Origin of the sequence: Nocardioides sp. NPDC006273 (assembly GCF_040613495.1) — a bacterium.
In the GTDB taxonomy this organism is placed as follows: domain Bacteria; phylum Actinomycetota; class Actinomycetes; order Propionibacteriales; family Nocardioidaceae; genus Nocardioides.
Genome location: NZ_JBEXSD010000092.1, coordinates 1 through 16,053, shown reverse-complemented (window position 1 = coordinate 16,053; position 16,053 = coordinate 1). Strand labels below are relative to the sequence as shown.

At 69.7% G+C, this 16,053-nt stretch carries 12 protein-coding genes and 1 tRNA gene; 9 read left to right on the top strand and 4 right to left on the bottom strand.

The genetic code is table 11. The features are described 5' to 3' along the window. Together ABZZ22_RS25475 and ABZZ22_RS25470 are read left to right on the top strand one after the other, a co-directional pair. A partial coding sequence (locus ABZZ22_RS25475) for an HNH endonuclease signature motif containing protein (protein WP_354937802.1) occupies positions 1-798 on the top strand: 798 nt, incomplete at its 5' end. Positions 799-864: 66 nt separating this feature from the next. Continuing rightward, entirely contained in the window at positions 865-1,926 is a 1,062-nt protein-coding gene (locus ABZZ22_RS25470; RefSeq protein WP_354937799.1) for a DUF1152 domain-containing protein, read from the top strand. Between the two features lie 7 nt (positions 1,927-1,933). Here the strand turns inward: ABZZ22_RS25470 and ABZZ22_RS25465 are convergent, their stop codons facing one another. Next, positions 1,934-3,364, bottom strand: coding sequence for a PLP-dependent aminotransferase family protein (locus ABZZ22_RS25465; RefSeq protein ID WP_354937796.1), 1,431 nt, complete (start codon positions 3,362-3,364; stop codon positions 1,934-1,936). 78 nt (positions 3,365-3,442) lie between these two features. Between ABZZ22_RS25465 and ABZZ22_RS25460 the strand changes: the two genes are divergently transcribed. Beyond that, positions 3,443-4,069, top strand: a complete 627-nt coding sequence (locus tag ABZZ22_RS25460; protein ID WP_354937793.1) for a hypothetical protein — start codon at positions 3,443-3,445, stop codon at positions 4,067-4,069. A 22-nt stretch (positions 4,070-4,091) separates the two neighbouring features. Here the strand turns inward: ABZZ22_RS25460 and ABZZ22_RS25455 are convergent. Further along, positions 4,092-4,168 (bottom strand) — tRNA-Arg (locus tag ABZZ22_RS25455). Positions 4,169-4,393: 225 nt separating this feature from the next. Between ABZZ22_RS25455 and ABZZ22_RS25450 the strand changes: the two genes are divergently transcribed. Next, positions 4,394-6,355, top strand: coding sequence for a hypothetical protein (locus ABZZ22_RS25450; protein ID WP_354937790.1), 1,962 nt, complete (start codon positions 4,394-4,396; stop codon positions 6,353-6,355). A gap of 22 nt (positions 6,356-6,377) precedes the next feature. On the opposite strand, the gene ABZZ22_RS25445 is transcribed toward ABZZ22_RS25450, so the two are convergent. Together ABZZ22_RS25445 and ABZZ22_RS25440 are read right to left on the bottom strand one after the other, a co-directional pair. Next, a complete protein-coding gene (locus tag ABZZ22_RS25445) occupies positions 6,378-7,208 on the bottom strand; it encodes an N-acetylmuramoyl-L-alanine amidase (RefSeq protein ID WP_354937787.1) in 831 nt (276 codons plus the stop codon). A 17-nt stretch (positions 7,209-7,225) separates the two neighbouring features. Next, entirely contained in the window at positions 7,226-8,650 is a 1,425-nt protein-coding gene (locus ABZZ22_RS25440) for an aminopeptidase P family protein (RefSeq protein ID WP_354937785.1), read from the bottom strand. Between the two features lie 123 nt (positions 8,651-8,773). On the opposite strand from ABZZ22_RS25440, the gene ABZZ22_RS25435 reads away from it, so the two are divergent. From ABZZ22_RS25435 to ettA, 5 genes are all read left to right on the top strand, one after another. Beyond that, positions 8,774-9,940, top strand: a complete 1,167-nt coding sequence (locus ABZZ22_RS25435) for a PrsW family intramembrane metalloprotease (protein WP_354937783.1) — start codon at positions 8,774-8,776, stop codon at positions 9,938-9,940. After that, positions 9,937-11,814, top strand: a complete 1,878-nt coding sequence (locus ABZZ22_RS25430) for a GTPase domain-containing protein (protein WP_354937780.1) — start codon at positions 9,937-9,939, stop codon at positions 11,812-11,814. Before ABZZ22_RS25435 ends, ABZZ22_RS25430 begins: the two co-directional genes overlap by 4 nt. A 27-nt stretch (positions 11,815-11,841) precedes the next feature. Continuing rightward, positions 11,842-13,494: a GTP-binding protein gene (locus ABZZ22_RS25425; protein ID WP_354937777.1), complete on the top strand. Its 1,653-nt coding sequence runs from the start codon at positions 11,842-11,844 to the stop codon at positions 13,492-13,494. Positions 13,495-13,642: 148 nt separating this feature from the next. Further along, positions 13,643-14,170 (top strand): single-stranded DNA-binding protein, encoded by a 528-nt coding sequence (ssb, locus tag ABZZ22_RS25420; protein ID WP_354937774.1) that lies wholly within the window; start codon positions 13,643-13,645, stop codon positions 14,168-14,170. Between the two features lie 80 nt (positions 14,171-14,250). Next, positions 14,251-15,933 (top strand): energy-dependent translational throttle protein EttA, encoded by a 1,683-nt coding sequence (gene ettA / locus ABZZ22_RS25415; protein ID WP_354937771.1) that lies wholly within the window; start codon positions 14,251-14,253, stop codon positions 15,931-15,933. Positions 15,934-16,053 lie beyond the last annotated feature (120 nt).

The window sequence follows — 16,053 nt, the reverse complement described above, 5'->3', positions numbered from 1 at the left end:
TTGGATCAGGAATCCGTCGTGGCTCGTGCCGCGAATGCGGAGAAGGATCGTCGGGTCAGCGTGCGGCCGGCTCCGGAAACGATGACCTGGCTCGGTGCCTTGTTGCCGGTCAAGGACGGGGTCGCCGTGTTCGCTGCGCTGGACCAGGCCGCTAAGGCCGCCCAGGCGGCCGGTGATGAGCGGACGCGCGGTCAGGTCATGGCCGACACCCTGGTCGACCGCGTCACCGGACGTGAGGAGGTCGACGCGAAGCCTCGGATCGAGGTCAAGATCGTGATGACCGCTGGCTCTCTCGCCAACGACGCCGACCAGCCGGCGATGGTCGAGGGCTACGGCCCCGTCCCCGCGACTTGGGCGTGTGAGTCGCTCGCTGATGCCGAGGTCTTCGTCCGTCGTCTGTTCGCCGACCCTGCGGGGAACCTGGTCGCGATGGAGTCGCGCTCCCGCAAAGCACCCGATGGCCTGGCCGAGTTCATCGCGACCCGCGAGGGCGGGATCTGCCGCACCAACGGCTGCGACGCACCGATCCGCAACGTCGACCACGCCCAACGCCACACAGACGGCGGCACCACCAGCGCCGCGAACCTCCAAGGGCTCTGCGAGAGATGCAATCAAGCCAAGGAAGCCCTCGGCTGGCAGGCCAGACCAGGACCGGACGGCAGCATCATCACCATCACACCCACCGGACACACCTACGTCAGCCCACCGCCCGACACCTGGACACCGGACCCACCACCACTGTCCCGGGCAGAGTTCATGCTGCGCGACATACTTCTCGACTACGACCGTGCTGCGTAGCATCTAGGACCGCTGAGTGAGCTACGACGGTGGCGCCATCGATTCTCAGCGGCCACAATCGACAGCGTGAGCACTCTCTACGTTGCGTCCGGTGGTGGGGGTGATGCCCTCGGTGCGCTCTTGGCGCGTGGGGTTCTCGAGCCCGACGCAGAGGGTAGGGCTCTCGTCTCGACCTGTGCTTGGGAGCGGCTTCGGATCGACCCGGTGCCGGGGCCGCGGTCGAGGGGTGACTTCATCGGACTCCGCATGATCGATGGCGTACGTGCCGAGATATCGACCTCGGCGGACACGCTTCCCGCTGGTCGGTCCGTCTTGCCGCGATTGGCCGGTGACGTCGATGCGCGTCTGGTGCTGCACGACTTCGCGGGAGGGGCGATCGGGCTGGGACGACAGCTCACCCACTTCGCCCGAGCCCTGGGTGTGGATGCTCTCACCGTTGTCGATGTCGGCGGAGACGTCGTTGCTCGGGGCGACGAGGCCGGACTGCTGAGCCCGTTGGCCGACTCGCTGACGCTGGCCGCGGCCCTCGACGTGGATCTTCCGGTCCGGCTGGCGGTGCTTGGGCCCGGTGTGGACGGGGAGCTGTCGACGGAGCAGGTGACGGCGATCCTGCGCGACGTCGGCGGGAAGCGTGCGGGAGAGCTCGTGGCAGCGGATGTGAACAGACTCCGCGATCCGCTCAGCTGGCACCCGACGGAGGCGACGACGCTGGCGGCGGCCGCTGCGTACGGTCTGCGGGGTGCCGTGGAGATGAGGCGGGGGCACGCGCCGGTTCCGGTGACCGAGGAGAGCGCCGCGGTGTGGTTCGTCGAGGATCTGGACCTTCAGGACTTTCCGCTCGCCCGCGCGCTGAGGGACACCCGCAGCCTGGGGAGCGCCGAGTCGATCATCCGGACCATCGCCGTCGACGAGCTCGACTACGAGCGGCGACGGGCGCGGCAGCGCCGCGAGGGCCCGCCCCCGACGCTCACGGCCGCCGAGCTCGCCAGAGCCGGCCTTGCCCGCGGCGCCTCGCACATCACGACGCGCCGGCTCCTGGACGCGACCAGCGGGGACGTGCCGAGCTACGAGTCGGCACGCTTCGAGGGCCTCGGGCTGTGGGCGCTGGACGCTCTGGCGCGCGGCTGAGGGGTGGTCAGACCACGGCCTCGGCGGTGGTGAGGGTCAGCGCGGGGGCGGAGGCGGCGCGAGGCCAGACCTCGGCGAGGATCTCGACCCCGCGGCGGACGAGCTCGGGACGGGGCGTGATCGCCAGCCGCAGGTGACGCTCGTACGCCCCGTCGACCCCGAACCGGGGACCGGCGGTGACGAGCAGCCCGTGCGGCCGGGCGGCGAGGGTGAGCTGCGAGCTCACCGGGGCGGGGAGACCCACCCAGGCGGAGAGCCCGCCGTCGAGACGCGGCGGCAGCTCCCAGTCGGGGAGGTGCTGGCGCATCGCGTGGTAGAGCGCGGCCCGGCCGGCGGCGAGCTGCGCGGCCCGCTCCTCGAGGATCTCGGGGAGATGCTGGAACAGGATGGTGGTGACCAGCTGCTCCCAGATCGGGGTGCCCAGGTCGGTGGCGGAGCGCCCGCTGGCGATCTGGGTCAGCAGCACCGGGTCGGCCCGGATCCAGCCGATCCGCAGCCCACCCCACAGCATCTTGCTCGCCGAGCCGATGTGGACGACCCGGGCCTGGTGCTCGTCCGCCATCGCCGCCAGCGGCGGGAAGGTCTGGCTCCGGTCGATGTCCAGCTCGGCGGTGGTGTCGTCGACCACGACGAGGGTGTCGACCTTTGCGGCAGCGTGCAGCAGGCGCAGCCGGTCCTCGATCGACATCGAGCGAGACGTCGGGTTGTGGAAGTCGGGCATGACGTACGCCATCACGGGGGTGGTTCGGGCGATGGCTGCCTCCATCGCGGGCATGTCCCAACCGGCGTCGGTGGTCACCGGGCTCGTGATGATCCGGGCTCCGGCGAGGCTCAGGGCGTCGTACGCGTTGGGGTAGGACGGGCTCTCGGCGTAGGCCCGGTCGCCGCGGCTGATCACGGTGCGGGCGAGCAGGGCGATCGCGCTCTGGCCGCCGGTGGTCACCATGATCTGGTCGGGATCGGTCGGCAGGCCGCGCACGGTGTAGCGCGCCGCGATCTCAGCGCGGAGCTCCTCGATGCCCCACAGTGTGTAGCCGGGTCCGGCCATGTGATCGGCCAGCCGGCGGGTCGCCTCGACGGCGGCCTCCGGGAGACGCCGGGTGGCGGGCAGGGTGGCCCTGACCAGGTCGATCTCGCCGCCCTCGGTGAAGGAGTCGGGAGCGGTGGGCGGAAGCTTCGTCGTGGTGCCCGAGCCCTGGACGCTCAGTGCGTAGCCGCGCTCTCGCAGCCGACGGTAGGCGGCGGTGATCGTCGTGCGGCTCAGCATCAGCCGCTCGGAGAGCTCGCGCTCGGACGGCAGCCGCACGTCGGCGGAGAGCCGCCCGTCGATCAACAGCAGCTGGATCCGCTCGGCGAGGCTCTCATACGCCGGGCCGTCCCCCTGCCACTGACCGAGCAGGCCAGCGAGGGCTGTGGCACCGATTCTTCCGCGAGGCATGAGGCCACCTTACGCCAATTGGCTCCTTTACCTTTGATTGGACCCGTGATTGGCTTTGCAATCGTGAAGGATCTCTCTGTGAAGTCGCTCTCCTGGTTGATAACTGGACTCTTCCTCTATGGCATCGCAGTCGCCATGCTCGTCCGCGCCGCTCTCGGGCTCGCTCCGTGGAACACCCTGGCCTCCGGGCTCGTGGAGCTCACCGGGATCTCCTTCGGGATGATGACAAACTTGATCGGGCTGGTGGTGCTGCTCGTCTGGATCCCGCTGCGCCAGAAGCCGGGCGTCGGAACCGTGCTCAACGTCTTGCTCGTGGGTACGTCGGCCGAGGTCGGCCTCTATCTCATCCCCGAGCCCACCGGTCTGCTCTGGGAGGTCGCGCTCTTTGTCGCCGGCCTGCTGCTCCTCGCGGCGGCCACCGGCATCTACATCGCCCCCGGTCTCGGCCCGGGCCCGCGGGACGGCCTGATGACCGGCCTGCATCAGCGCACCGGCGCCCCGGTCTGGCTCTGCAGGGTCGGTGTCGAGGTGACCGTCCTGGCGATCGGCTGGCTCCTCGGCGGAATCGTCGGCATCGGCACTGTCGCGGAGGCGCTGCTCATCGGTCCGATGGTGCACCGGACCCTGCCGTTCTTCAGGACTGCGTACGCCGGGCGGCCGGTCATCGTCGACGCCGCTGAAGCGGAAACACGCGCGGGCGCATGATTTTACCCACACGGGTTTATTGTGGCGCCCCCGACAGGATTCGAACCTGTGACCGTCGGATTAGAAGGCCGATGCTCTATCCAGCTGAGCTACGGAGGCGTGGCCCGCGAGAGCACCCCGTCCGAGGTGGGTTTGCGCAGGCCGCACCCGATCTTACTGGTCCCCGTATCGCATGTGTGCATCGCAATCCGAAACACTGACCGGAGTGTTACCAAGGTGTGGGGGGTATTTGGGCGCACTGTCCCCACACTGTCGACGTAGGTGTCCAGTTGTCGGACCACGAGGGTTCGAGACTGGACCGGATCATCGGTAAGGTCCCCGGACATGACTATGGAGTCCATGTGCACCTCGTGCGGTGCAGCCGTCACCGGTATGCGCTTCTGCACAGGTTGTGGGACCCCCGTCAGAAGCGCTCATCAGCCGCCGTCGCAGGGTGCACCGGAGCCGGTCGCCCCGCCGCGACTGCCGCAGCGGGGTGCCGGTCCTGAGCAGGGTGGTCTGTCGTTGCCGAGGCGTGGCCAGGAAGCCGCTACGCCCGCGCCTGAGGCCGACGCTGAGCCGGCCCCGCTGCCGCTCGGGCAGGTCAGGCGTACGCCGGGGGCCTCGATGGCGCCCCAGCTGAACATGACCGCGCCCAGCGGTGAGCAGCCCGCGTTCGGCGGCGGCATGGCGCCGCCGCCGTCAGGTACGGACAGTGGCAGCCTCTTCGGGCTGGCGGCGCGCACGCCGAAGTTCGAGCCGGAGCTCGCCACCCAGTCGCAGTCGCTCTTCCTGCCGAAGCGCAAGCGCGCCGCGGACGAGCCCGAGCCGACCCCGGAGGAGCCGGCGCCGCAGGCAGCCGCACCGTCGCCGGTGGACGAGCCTGTGGCCGAGCGGCCTGTGCCTGAGCAGGCGATGCCCGAGCGCCAGATGCCCGAGCGCCAGATGCCCGAGCGCCAGATGCCCGAGCGCCAGATGCCGGCTCAGCAGGTGCCGGAGCCCCAGCCGCAGAGCCCAGAGCCGATGGCCATGCCTCCGCTGCCCGCTCGTCCGGCCGTGGCGCACCAGCAGAGCGCGGAGCACCCGACCTTCGTCGAGCCTGCGCCGCAGTTGGGTGGCCCGGCCTCTGAGGTGACCCACGAGGCGATGCCGCCGGTCGAGCGTCGCCAGCCCGAGCCGCCCCGTCCGGACGAGACCCAGGTCGCGATGAGCCCGCGGTTCGACGCCGCCGACGACGCTCCTGGCGGCACCCGTCCGCGCGACGAGTTCGAGCAGTTCGCGCCGCCGAAGCAGTTCGACGCTCCGGCACCCGAGGCACGCTACGAGGACGACCAGGCGGGCCAGGCTCCGCAGCCCGCGGCGTACGGTGACCCCGCCTACGCCCCCCTCGCGCCGCAGCTGGAGCCGGACCAGAGCCAGTGGTCCCAGGGCTACGACCAGCCCTATGAGCCGGCCTATGACCAGGGGTACGACCAGGGCTACGACCAGTCCTTCGGGCAGCCGCAGGACCGGGCCGAGGAGCCGTTCGGCCAACCGTACGACGACCCCTACGCCCAGAACGTCTACGCCGACGCCACCCTCGTGGGCCAGCCGCCGGCCGCCGGCGGGCCCAGCACCCCGGCGCCGCCGCCGATGGCGCCGCAGGGCTACGACCCCTACGGCAACGCCTACGACGCCCGCTACGAGCCGCAGCGTCAGGGCAAGGGGTCCGGCGGTTTCGACCTGAAGCGCTGGGGCCTGATCGTCCTCGTGGTGGCCGTCGTGGTCGCGATCATCGCGTTCGTCATCGGCCTGGTCAACGACGGCGACGCCAACGCGAAGACCAGCACGGCCCAGGACGCCACCACGGCTGAGAGCGGTCCCGCCGCCGAGGCCGGGAAGATCGACGAGCTCATCAAGGCGTCGGCCAAGGACAAGGCGGCCATCGGCGCCGCCCAGGCCGACCTGCAGGCGTGCGAGAACATCGACGAGGCGATCAAGACCTTCGAGGACGCTGCGGCGTCCCGCAAGACGCTGGCGACGAAGGTCGCCAAGATCGACACCGCTGTCCTCCCTGGCTCGAGGAAGCTCGTCAAGAACCTCGAGGCCGCGTGGCGGACCTCGGAGAACGCCGACCTCGCCTTCGCGGCCTGGGGCGAGAAGCGCAGGGTCAACGCCGACGGCAAGTGTGTCGGCGGCAAGGGCAAGCTGGCGAAGGCGAACAAGCTGAGCCTGGCCAGCCACGACTCGAAGAAGGCCGCCGCCAAGGCGTGGGGCCCGATCGCGGAGGAGTACAATCTCGAGCCGGTCGAGTGGAGAAAGCTCTGAGCCTGCCCGAGATGGGCTGAGCTCAGCGTGAGCGGAGGTACGCCGCCATCGCCCGTTTGATGGCGGCGGCCACCCTCGCCTGGAACCGGTCGGACTTCAGCAGACGCGCGTCCTGGGCGTTGCGCATGTTGCCCGTCTCGAGCAGCACCTGCGGCACCGTGGTGAGGTTGAGACCGGCGAGGTCGTCGCGCTCCACGAACCCGCCCTCGCCGAGGTAGGAGGCCAACGGCATCCCGGTCTTGCGCATCTCGGTGCGCAGCATCCGGGCGTAGCGTCGCGAGGGCTGGACGACCTCGTCGTTGGCGCCCGAGGGCACCGGGACCAGCAGCGAGTAGCCGCGTTCGCGCGCCGCCGCACCGTCGGCGTGGATGTCGATCGCGACATCGGCCTTCGCGTCGTTGATGATCTTGGCCCGCTTGTCGATGCATGGGCCGACCCCGTCGTTGCTCTCCCGGGTCATGACGACCTTCGCGCCCGAGGCCCGCAGGTCGGCGGCGAGCTTCGTGGCCACCGCCCAGGTGAAGTCGGTCTCCGGATAGCCGTCGTCGGTCGCGGTGCCGGTGGTGTTGCACGGGCTCTGTGAGCGGCCGTTCCACACCGGCTCGTTGATCACCTCGGGCGCGCCCGCGTTGCCGCCGTTGTGCCCCGGGTCGATCCCGACCACGGCCCCCTTGAAGACGTTCTCGTCCGCCACCGGCCCGGAGGCCGATGCGGACGGCGCTGCCCCGGGACCCGCGGAGGAGGCGGGTCCCGAGGTCGGAGCACGACCGGCGCTGCACGCGGCCAGAGGCAGCACGAGCAGCACGACGGCCGCGAGAGATGCCCGCCGGCGTACGGCTTCGGTCACAGGCATTCGGGGGCACCCACCTCTCAGAGGTGCTGACCCATCCACGCCTCGACGTCGTCGGCGGTCCGCGGAAGGCCCTTGGACATGTTCACCGAGCCGTCCTTGGTGACGACGATGTCGTCCTCGATGCGGATGCCGATGCCGCGCAGCTCCTCGGGGACGAGCTTGTCCTCCTTCTGGAAGTAGAGGCCAGGCTCGACCGTGAGGACCATGCCCTCCTGCAGCGGCCCCTCGATGTAGGCCTCCTTCGAAGCGGAGGCGCAGTCGTGGACGTCGAGGCCGAGCATGTGCGAGACGCCGTGGAGGGTCCAGCGGGAGTAGGTCTTGTTGTCCTCGGAGAGCGCCTCGTCGACGGAGACGGGGAGCAGCCCGAGATCATCGAGGCCGTGAGCGAGGATCTCCATCGCGGCGAAGTGGCCGGCCCGGAAGGTGACGCCCGGCCGGATGGCCTCGATGCCGGCCTGCTGGGCCTTGTAGACGAGCTCGTAGAGGTTGCGCTGCAGCGGCGTGAACTTCCCCGAGATGGGGAGCGTGCGGGTGATGTCGGCGGTGTAGAGGTTGTGGCCCTCGACACCCATGTCGAGCAGCACCATCTCGCCGGGGACGATCGGGCCGTTGTTGTCGATCCAGTGCAGCGTGGTGGCGTGGGAACCGCCGCCGACGATCGAGTCGTAGCCGAGGTCGTTCCCCTCCGCGCGGGCGCGGCGGAAGAAGGTGCCCTCGATCCAGCGCTCGCCGTGCTTCAGCACCTGGTCCCACTCGCTGACTGCGTCGGTGAAGCCGCGCACGGTGATGTCGCAGGCCTCCTGCAGCTCGCCGAGCTCCCACTCGTCCTTGATCAGGCGCAGCTCGGAGAGCGCCTTGGCGAACTCCTCGTCACGCGAGCGCTCGGCCGGGGCGACCAGCTTGTCGACGTCGGCCGAGACGCCACGGAGGACCCGGGTCGGGGTGTTGCCGGTGAGCTCGGACTCGAGCTGGTCGACGTGGCGTACCTCGATCCCCAGCGAGTCGGAGAGCTCGCGGGCCGAGGGGCGCGCGCCGGCCCAGAGAGCGCCGTACTGACGGTCACGGAAGAATTCGTCGGAGTCGCGGCCGCTGCGCGGACGTGCGTACAGCACCGAGGTGCCGTCGGGCTCGATCACGACGACGGCGTCGGAGGTCTGGTTGCCGGTCAGGTGGACGTGAGCGGTGTCGGCGCGGAACCGGTAGTCGGTGTCGTTGGCGCGGACCTTGTAGGTGCCGGCCGGGACGACCAGGCGCTCGCCCGGGAAGGTGCCCGCGAGCCGCTCGCGGCGCGCGGCTGCCCACGGCGTGATCGGATGCTCGGGAACCTCGACCTCACGATCGTCCCAGCCCTCCCTCATGAACGTGGACCAAGCCTCCGGAACCGGCTGATCGTGGCTCTCGGTGTGGTCGTCTGCAGGAGCGGGGGCGCCGTTTTCCGTCATGGCGGAATCGTACGCCGCGCCAGAACGTCGACGCTCGTGAGTTACCAGGCCACCGGGGTCGCGGGGTGTTTCGACCGGTGTCTGGTCGCGCGTTCGGTCCGCACGCCCGATAGTCTGGCGCGCATGGGGGCGATCCCGAAGGATCCGACAAAAAGCAACCGCACGTTCACCATCGTGGTGGGCGTGCTCGTCGTGCTGACCTCTTTACCGGTGCTCGGGATCGTGCTGCTGAGCACCAGCGTCGTCGACGACCACCTCGCCCCGACCGGTGCGATCCTGGGCGTTCTCTTCGCAGCCATCCCGGTGGTTCCGCTGGTCTATGCCTTCCTGTGGCTCGATCGCTACGAGCCCGAGCCGAAGTCGCTGCTCGCCCTCGGCCTGGGCTGGGGCGCCTTCGTCGCCGTCGCGGCCGCGCTGATCGTGCAGAGCGTCGGTGCGCTGGTCGCCGGGTGGAGCCAGCCGGTGCAGCTCGCGATCGTGGCGCCGGTCACCGAGGAGGCGGCCAAGGGGCTGTTCCTCCTCGTGCTGCTGGTCTGGCGCCGCCACCTTCTCGACGGTGTGCTCGACGGGATCGTCTACGCCGGCATGGTCGGCATCGGCTTCGCCTTCACCGAGAACATCCTCTACCTCGGCGGCACCTACAACGGCACGCCCGGCATGGGCGACAGCTCCACGGGACACCTCGGCGAGTTCACCGCCGTCTTTGTGATGCGCTGCCTGTTCAGCCCCTTCGCCCACCCGCTCTTCACCGCCTTCATCGGCATCGGCATCGGCGTCGCGGTGGTGACTCGCAAGCGCTGGCTGAAGGTCGTGGCGCCGCTGCTGGGCTTCGCCGCCGGCGTGCTCGCCCACGGGACCTGGAACGGCTCGACACTGCTCTATGACGGAGCCGGGTTCCTGCTGGCGTACGTCGTGGTGATGGTCCCCGCGTTCGTCTCGATGGTGATCTTCGCGGTCTGGCGGCGAAAATCGGAGCGCATCGTGCTGACGCGGTCGCTGACCGACGCCGCCCAGCGCGGACTGATTCCCTACACCGACATCGACTGGGTGGTCGATCTTCGGCGCAGGGAGCAGGCGCGGAAGTTCGCGGCGGCGCACGGAGGCGCTCGAGGGGTTGCGGTGATGCGTGAATACCAGCAGGCTGCGATCGAGCTCGGATACTTGCACTGGCGATTCCTGCGCGGCAACCCGCCGCCAGACTTCGCCGCCCGGGGGAGGGCATACGTTGACCGAATCAGTGAGGTACGTCCACACATCGCATTTCCGAACGGAAAGGTGATGAGCGGATGACGGAGGAACAGACACCCGACGGCGTCGCTCCGGAGAACTCTCCGGAGACCGGGGCGATGATCGAGCAGACCGCCTACGAGGCGTTGACCGCAGGGATGCTCGCCGAGCAGCCGACGACCGAGTTCGAGGCCACCAAGGCCGAGCTCCTGTCGTCCGGCGGCGAGAGCAACCGCATGGTGACCGCGCTGGTCCAGCTCCATCAGGCGCTGACCGAGGTCACCCTGCCGCTGGACCTGCCCGGCGCCGAGGAGCAGCGCGCCACTCGGCAGAACATGGTGGAGCAGCTCGAGAACTACGTGATCCCGCGGATGATGACCATCGACGCGCCGATGCTCGCCGTCGTCGGCGGCTCCACAGGGGCCGGCAAGTCGACGCTGGTGAACTCGCTGGTCGGGACCAAGGTGACCACGCCCGGGCTGCTGCGGCCGACGACCCGCTCGCCCGTCCTGGTGCACCACCCCGACGACGCCCGCTGGTTCGGGCAGGACCGGCTGCTGCCGGAGCTGGAGCGGGTCCAGCACCCGACCAACGACCCCAATGCACTGCAGTTGGTCGCCAGCGACCGGCTCCACCCCGGACTCGCCGTCCTGGACGCGCCGGACGTGGACTCCGTCGAGGAGGCCAACCGGGTGCTCGCGGCTGAGCTGCTCGCCGCGGCAGACCTGTGGGTCTTCGTCACCTCGGCCGCGCGCTACGCCGACCAGGTGCCCTGGGAGTTCCTCCAGCTTGCCGCCAACCGCTCGACCGCGGTGGCGGTGGTGCTCGACCGGACCCCGCCCGACGCCGTCCAGACCGTCGCCGGCCATCTGGCCCGGATGCTCGCCTCGCGCGGGCTCAAGGACTCGCCGCTCTTCATCGTCCACGAAGGTGAGGTCTCCGAGCACGGGCTGCTGCCGGCCGAGCACGTCGCCGAGGTGCGTGCCTGGCTCGACATGCTCGCCGACGACGCCACCGCGCGTCACCAGGTCGTCACCCAGACGCTCGACGGTGCGGTGCGGGCGCTGACCCTGGAGGTCCACCCGATCGCCGACACCGCGGACGGTCAGGGCGAGGCCGCGCAGCGGCTGCGTACGGATGCGGACATGGCCTACGACAACGCGCTCAAGTCGATCATGGAAGCGACCGCTGACGGGACGTTGCTGCGTGGCGAGGTGCTCGCGCGCTGGCAGGAGTTCGTCGGCACCGGCGAGATCCTCAAGGCGCTGGAGACCCGGGTCGGGATGATCCGCGACAAGATCCTCGGCTCGATCAAGGGCAAGCCGCAGCAGGCCGAGCGGGTGACCGCAGCCGTGCAAGGCGGTCTGGAGATGCTGATCCTGGAGCAGTGCGAGGCTGCTGCCGAGAGCGCGGAGGCCGCCTGGCAGATGAGTCCGGCAGGGCGTGGGCTGCTTGCGGCCGGCCCCTCCGATCTCGGCCGGGCCTCGCGTGCGCTGCGTCCCAAGGCCGAGCGCGCGGTGCGCAACTGGCAGCAGGACGTGCTCGACATGGTGCGCAGCGAGGGTCAGGACAAGCGTACGACCGCGAAGTTCCTCTCCTACGGGGTCAACGGCCTCGGCGTCGCGCTGATGGTGGTCGTCTTCGCCTCGACCGGAGGGGCGCTCGTCGGTGCCGAGGTGGGCATCGCCGGCGGCACCCTCCTGATCGGCCAGAAGCTGCTGGAGGCGGTCTTCGGTGACCAGGCCGTGCGCGGGCTGGCGTTCCGGGCGCGCAAGGCGCTGGAGGAACGCATCGTGGGCCTCGTCGACGAGGAGCGTGCCCGCTACACCGGTCAGGTCGACGCGCTGCAGATCGACCACGGCGCGCCGGAGCGGTTGCGGCACGCCGCGCGGAAGGTAGGCGACGCTCGTTTCGCCAGCCAGCGCAGCGATGACTGAGACTTGTCAGCGATTGAAGGGGGATCATTGAGCGGCCTGCTCGAAGGTGCAAAGAACCTGGTCAGCCGAGGTGGGGATCTCGGCGATCGACTGGACGGACTCAACTCTGCGACCACCGCAGCGTCGGGGCGCCTCGACGACGGGATCGTCGAGGACGCGCGCACCGTGGTCGAGAAGGCGCAGGGACGGCTCAAGCTGTCCGCCGACCACACGGTCGTCGGAGTCGCCGGAGCGACCGGATCGGGCAAGTCCTCCACGTTCAACGCCCTGACCGGGCTGGAGCTCTCCGCAGTCGGGGTCCGTCGGCCCACCACGTCGTGGGCGACTGCTTGCGTGTGGGGTTCGGAGGGCGCTCAGGAACTGCTCCAGTGGCTGGGCATCCCCGAGCGCCACCAGACGACCCGCGACTCGATGCTCGACACTCGCCGTGAGGGGCACGAGCTCGACGGCGTGGTGCTGCTGGACCTGCCTGACCACGACTCCACCGAGGTGTCTCATCATCTCGAGGTCGACCGGCTGGTCGAGCTCGCCGACATGCTGGTGTGGGTGCTCGACCCGCAGAAGTACGCTGACGCGGCGATCCACGATCGCTACCTGCAGCCGCTCCGGACCCATTCCGAGATCATGGTCGTGGTGCTCAACCACATCGACCGCGTTCCGGAGGACCGCCGTGAGGCGATGCTGGGTGACGTACGCCGCCTGCTCGATCAGGACGGGCTGCGCAACGTCCCCGTGATCCCGGTCTCGGCCAAGCTCGGCTGGGGGATCCCGCAGCTCAAGACGGAGATCGCTCAGCGGGCAGCGGCGAAGCGGGCCAACAAGTCGCGGCTCTCGGCCGACATCAAGACCGCTGCGGTCAAGCTTGCCAAGGCCTCCGGTGACGCCAAGCCGCGCTCGCTCGCCAAGCCGCGGGTGGAGGCGCTCGAGGACGCCATCGCCGAGGCCGCCGGGGTGCCGACGGTGGTCGACGCGGTCGAGCGGTCCGTACGCACCCGGGCCCGTGCGGCCACGGGCTGGCCGCTGGTCTCCTGGGTCTCCCGGCTGAAGCCGGATCCGTTGCGGCGGCTTCATCTGGCGCTCGGCGAGGAGGCGACCCAGCTGGCCGGGCGCGCTAGGACCTCGCTGCCGCAGACCACTGCCGTCGAGCGGGCACGAGTCGACACCGAGGTGCGTCAGCTGGCCGACGAGGCCGGCGCCGGCCTCGCCTCGCCGTGGCGCGACGCGATCCGGCGGGCATCGGTCTCGCGGATGGACGACCTCGCCGACCGTCTCGACGCCTCCGTCGGTGGTGTCGACCTGAACGCCGAACGGCTGCCGATGTGGACCGGGCTGGTCAAGATGCTCCAGTGGCTGCTGATCATCGTCGCGGGCGTCGGGCTGGTGTGGTCGGTGGCGCTGCTTCTCTCCGGGGCCGCGCAGGTCGGCGAGGTGACGCCTTCGGTCGCCGGGGTCGAGCTACCGTATGTCCTGTTCATCGGGGGTGTCGGGCTCGGCCTGGTGCTGTGGTTCGGGTGTCATCTGCTGGTGATCGGCACCGCTCGGCGGCGGGCACGTGCGGCCGATGCTCGGTTGCGTACGGCGGTCGCCGACGTCTCGCGTGAGCTCGTCGTCGATCCGATCGAGACCGAGCTCGCGGCCTACAGCGCGCTCCGGCACGGGGTGGCCAAGGCGTTGCGCTGACGTACGCCGGGCCGATCACTGTCCACAAGGACGGTTCGATCCGGGGTTGTCCACAGGCGGACGTACGCCGTCCGAAACTGTCGGCGGTCGAGCGCAGGGTTGTCTCCGAGGCCCGCATCAGGCGGGCGCGAACACTGAGGAGACAACGATGAACGAAGCGACCATCACCCTGCGTGGCAACGTCGGCGCCGATCCTGTCGTGCGGAGCGTCGGTGACGTCTCGGTGGCGAACTTTCGGATGGCGTGCACCCCACGCAAGCTCAACCGGGCGACCGGCGAATGGAGCGACGGTGTGACGCAGTGGTTCTCGGTGAGTGCCTGGCGACAGTTGGGAGAGAACGTCGGGCGCTCGCTCCGCAAGGGCGACGCGGTGGTCGTCCACGGCCGGCTGACGGCCCGGAGCTACGTCAACAAGGACGGGCTCGAGGTCAACACCTTCGAGGTCGAGGCGAACGTGGTCGGCCACGACCTCAACCGTGGGCTGAGCAGCCTGTCACGCAACCCGCGGTCGCTCGCCGCGGCAGCCGCGCCAGCGCCGGAACCCCGCGACGAGGACGCCCCGCGTGACCCCCTCTCGGGCTGGCGTGCCCCGGGCGCGGACCCGTGGGATCAGGAGCCGACGACGTCCGACGACGTCGAGGCACCCGCCGAGACGGAGACCACCGTGGCGGCGTGAGGTGAGTCGGGTGAGCGCCGGACCCTGAGGCGGGTGCGCCGGTTGTACCGGTGCACCTCAACCTCATTAGGGTGGGCCCCATGGCCGACTACATCCTCTCCCTGCGCAATGTGCGCAAGGCCCACGGCGACAAGGTCGTTCTCGACAACGTCACCCAATCATTCCTGCACGGTGCCAAGATCGGCGTCGTCGGCCCGAACGGTATGGGTAAGTCCTCGCTGCTCAAACTTATGGCCGGGCTCGACCACCCCAACAACGGCGACATCGTCCGCGACCAGGACGCGACGGTCGGGATGCTCCAGCAGGAGCCCCCGCTGACGGAGGGCAAGACCGTCCTCGAAAACGTCGAGGAGGCGGTCGGCGAGATCAAGACGAAGATGAAGCGCCTCGAGGACGCCTACATGGAGATGGGCGACCCCGACGCCGACCAGGACGCCCTGATGGCCGAGACCGGTGAGCTCCAGACCTATCTGGACGACATCAACGCCTGGGACATCGACTCCAAGCTGGAGCAGGCGATGGACGCGCTGCGCTGCCCCCCGGGTGACGCGATCGTCGACAACCTCTCCGGTGGCGAGCGTCGCCGGGTCGCGCTGTGCAAGCTGCTCCTGCAGGAGCCCGACCTGCTGCTGCTCGACGAGCCCACCAACCACCTCGACGCCGAGTCGGTGCAGTGGCTGGAGGGTCACCTCAAGTCCTACAAGGGCGCCGTGCTGGCCGTCACCCACGACCGGTACTTCCTCGACAACGTCGCCGAGTGGATCGCCGAGGTCGACCGCGGCGCAGTCCACGGGTACGAGGGCAACTACTCCACCTACCTGGAGACGAAGAAGGACCGCCTCAAGGTCGAGGGCCTCAAGGACGCCAAGCGCGCCCGGATGCTCGAGAAGGAGCTGGAGTGGGTCCGCTCCAACGCCAAGGCCCGCCAGACCAAGTCGAAGTCGCGTCTGGCCCGCTACGAGGAGCTCGCCGCCGAGGCTGACAAGGCCCGCAAGATCGACACCGCCGACATCAACATCCCGCCGGGCCCGCGCCTGGGCGACGTGGTGATGGAGGCCAAGGGCCTGGTCAAGGGCTTCGAAGGCCGCACTCTGTGGGACGACATCTCCTTCTCGCTCCCGCGCGCCGGCATCGTCGGCATCGTCGGCCCCAACGGTGTCGGCAAGACCACCCTGTTCCGGATGATCACCGGCAACGAGCAGCCCGACGCGGGTGAGCTCAAGGTCGGCCAGACGGTGAAGATCTCCTACGTCGACCAGAGCCGCGGTGGCATCGACCCCAACAAGAACGTCTGGGAGGTCGTCTCCGACGGTCTGGACTTCATCAAGGTCGCCAACTTCGAGATGAACTCGCGGGCCTACGTCGCCTCCTTCGGCTTCAAGGGTCCCGACCAGCAGAAGAAGGCCGGCGTGCTCTCGGGTGGTGAGCGCAACCGCCTCAACCTCGCGCTCACCCTGAAGCAGGGCGGCAACATGCTGCTGCTCGACGAGCCGACCAACGACCTCGACGTCGAGACGCTCTCCGCCCTGGAGGACGCGCTGCTCGACTACCCGGGCTGTGCCGTGGTCACCTCCCACGACCGGTGGTTCCTCGACCGCATCGCCACCCACATCCTCGCCTGGGAGGGCACCGAGGAGAAGGAGGGCGAGTGGTTCTGGTTCGAGGGCAACTTCGAGTCCTACGAGGCCAACAAGATCGAGCGTCTCGGCCAGGATGCCGCCCGCCCCCACCGCGTCACCCACCGTCGCCTCACCCGCGACTGACCGACCCCGCGCCGAGTCGGCGCGTTCTGACCGGAGATCCCGCCGAGTCGGCTCGTCGAGCAGCAGCATGTTGCCGCCCTGCTTCAGGGTGAGCGCGAGGTTGAGGCGGTTGCGCTCACC

Bases quoted from the DNA above. Each gene is read 5' to 3' on its own strand.
- ABZZ22_RS25430 (WP_354937780.1), top strand. From the start codon at position 9,937: ATGACGGAGGAACAGACACCCGACGGCGTCGCTCCGGAGAACTCTCCG.
- ABZZ22_RS25440 (WP_354937785.1), bottom strand. From the start codon at position 8,650: ATGACGGAAAACGGCGCCCCCGCTCCTGCAGACGACCACACCGAGAGC.
- ABZZ22_RS25450 (WP_354937790.1), top strand. From the start codon at position 4,394: ATGACTATGGAGTCCATGTGCACCTCGTGCGGTGCAGCCGTCACCGGT.
- ABZZ22_RS25445 (WP_354937787.1), bottom strand. From the start codon at position 7,208: ATGCCTGTGACCGAAGCCGTACGCCGGCGGGCATCTCTCGCGGCCGTC.
- ettA (WP_354937771.1), top strand. From the start codon at position 14,251: ATGGCCGACTACATCCTCTCCCTGCGCAATGTGCGCAAGGCCCACGGC.
- ssb (WP_354937774.1), top strand. From the start codon at position 13,643: ATGAACGAAGCGACCATCACCCTGCGTGGCAACGTCGGCGCCGATCCT.
- ABZZ22_RS25465 (WP_354937796.1), bottom strand. From the start codon at position 3,364: ATGCCTCGCGGAAGAATCGGTGCCACAGCCCTCGCTGGCCTGCTCGGT.
- ABZZ22_RS25435 (WP_354937783.1), top strand. From the start codon at position 8,774: ATGGGGGCGATCCCGAAGGATCCGACAAAAAGCAACCGCACGTTCACC.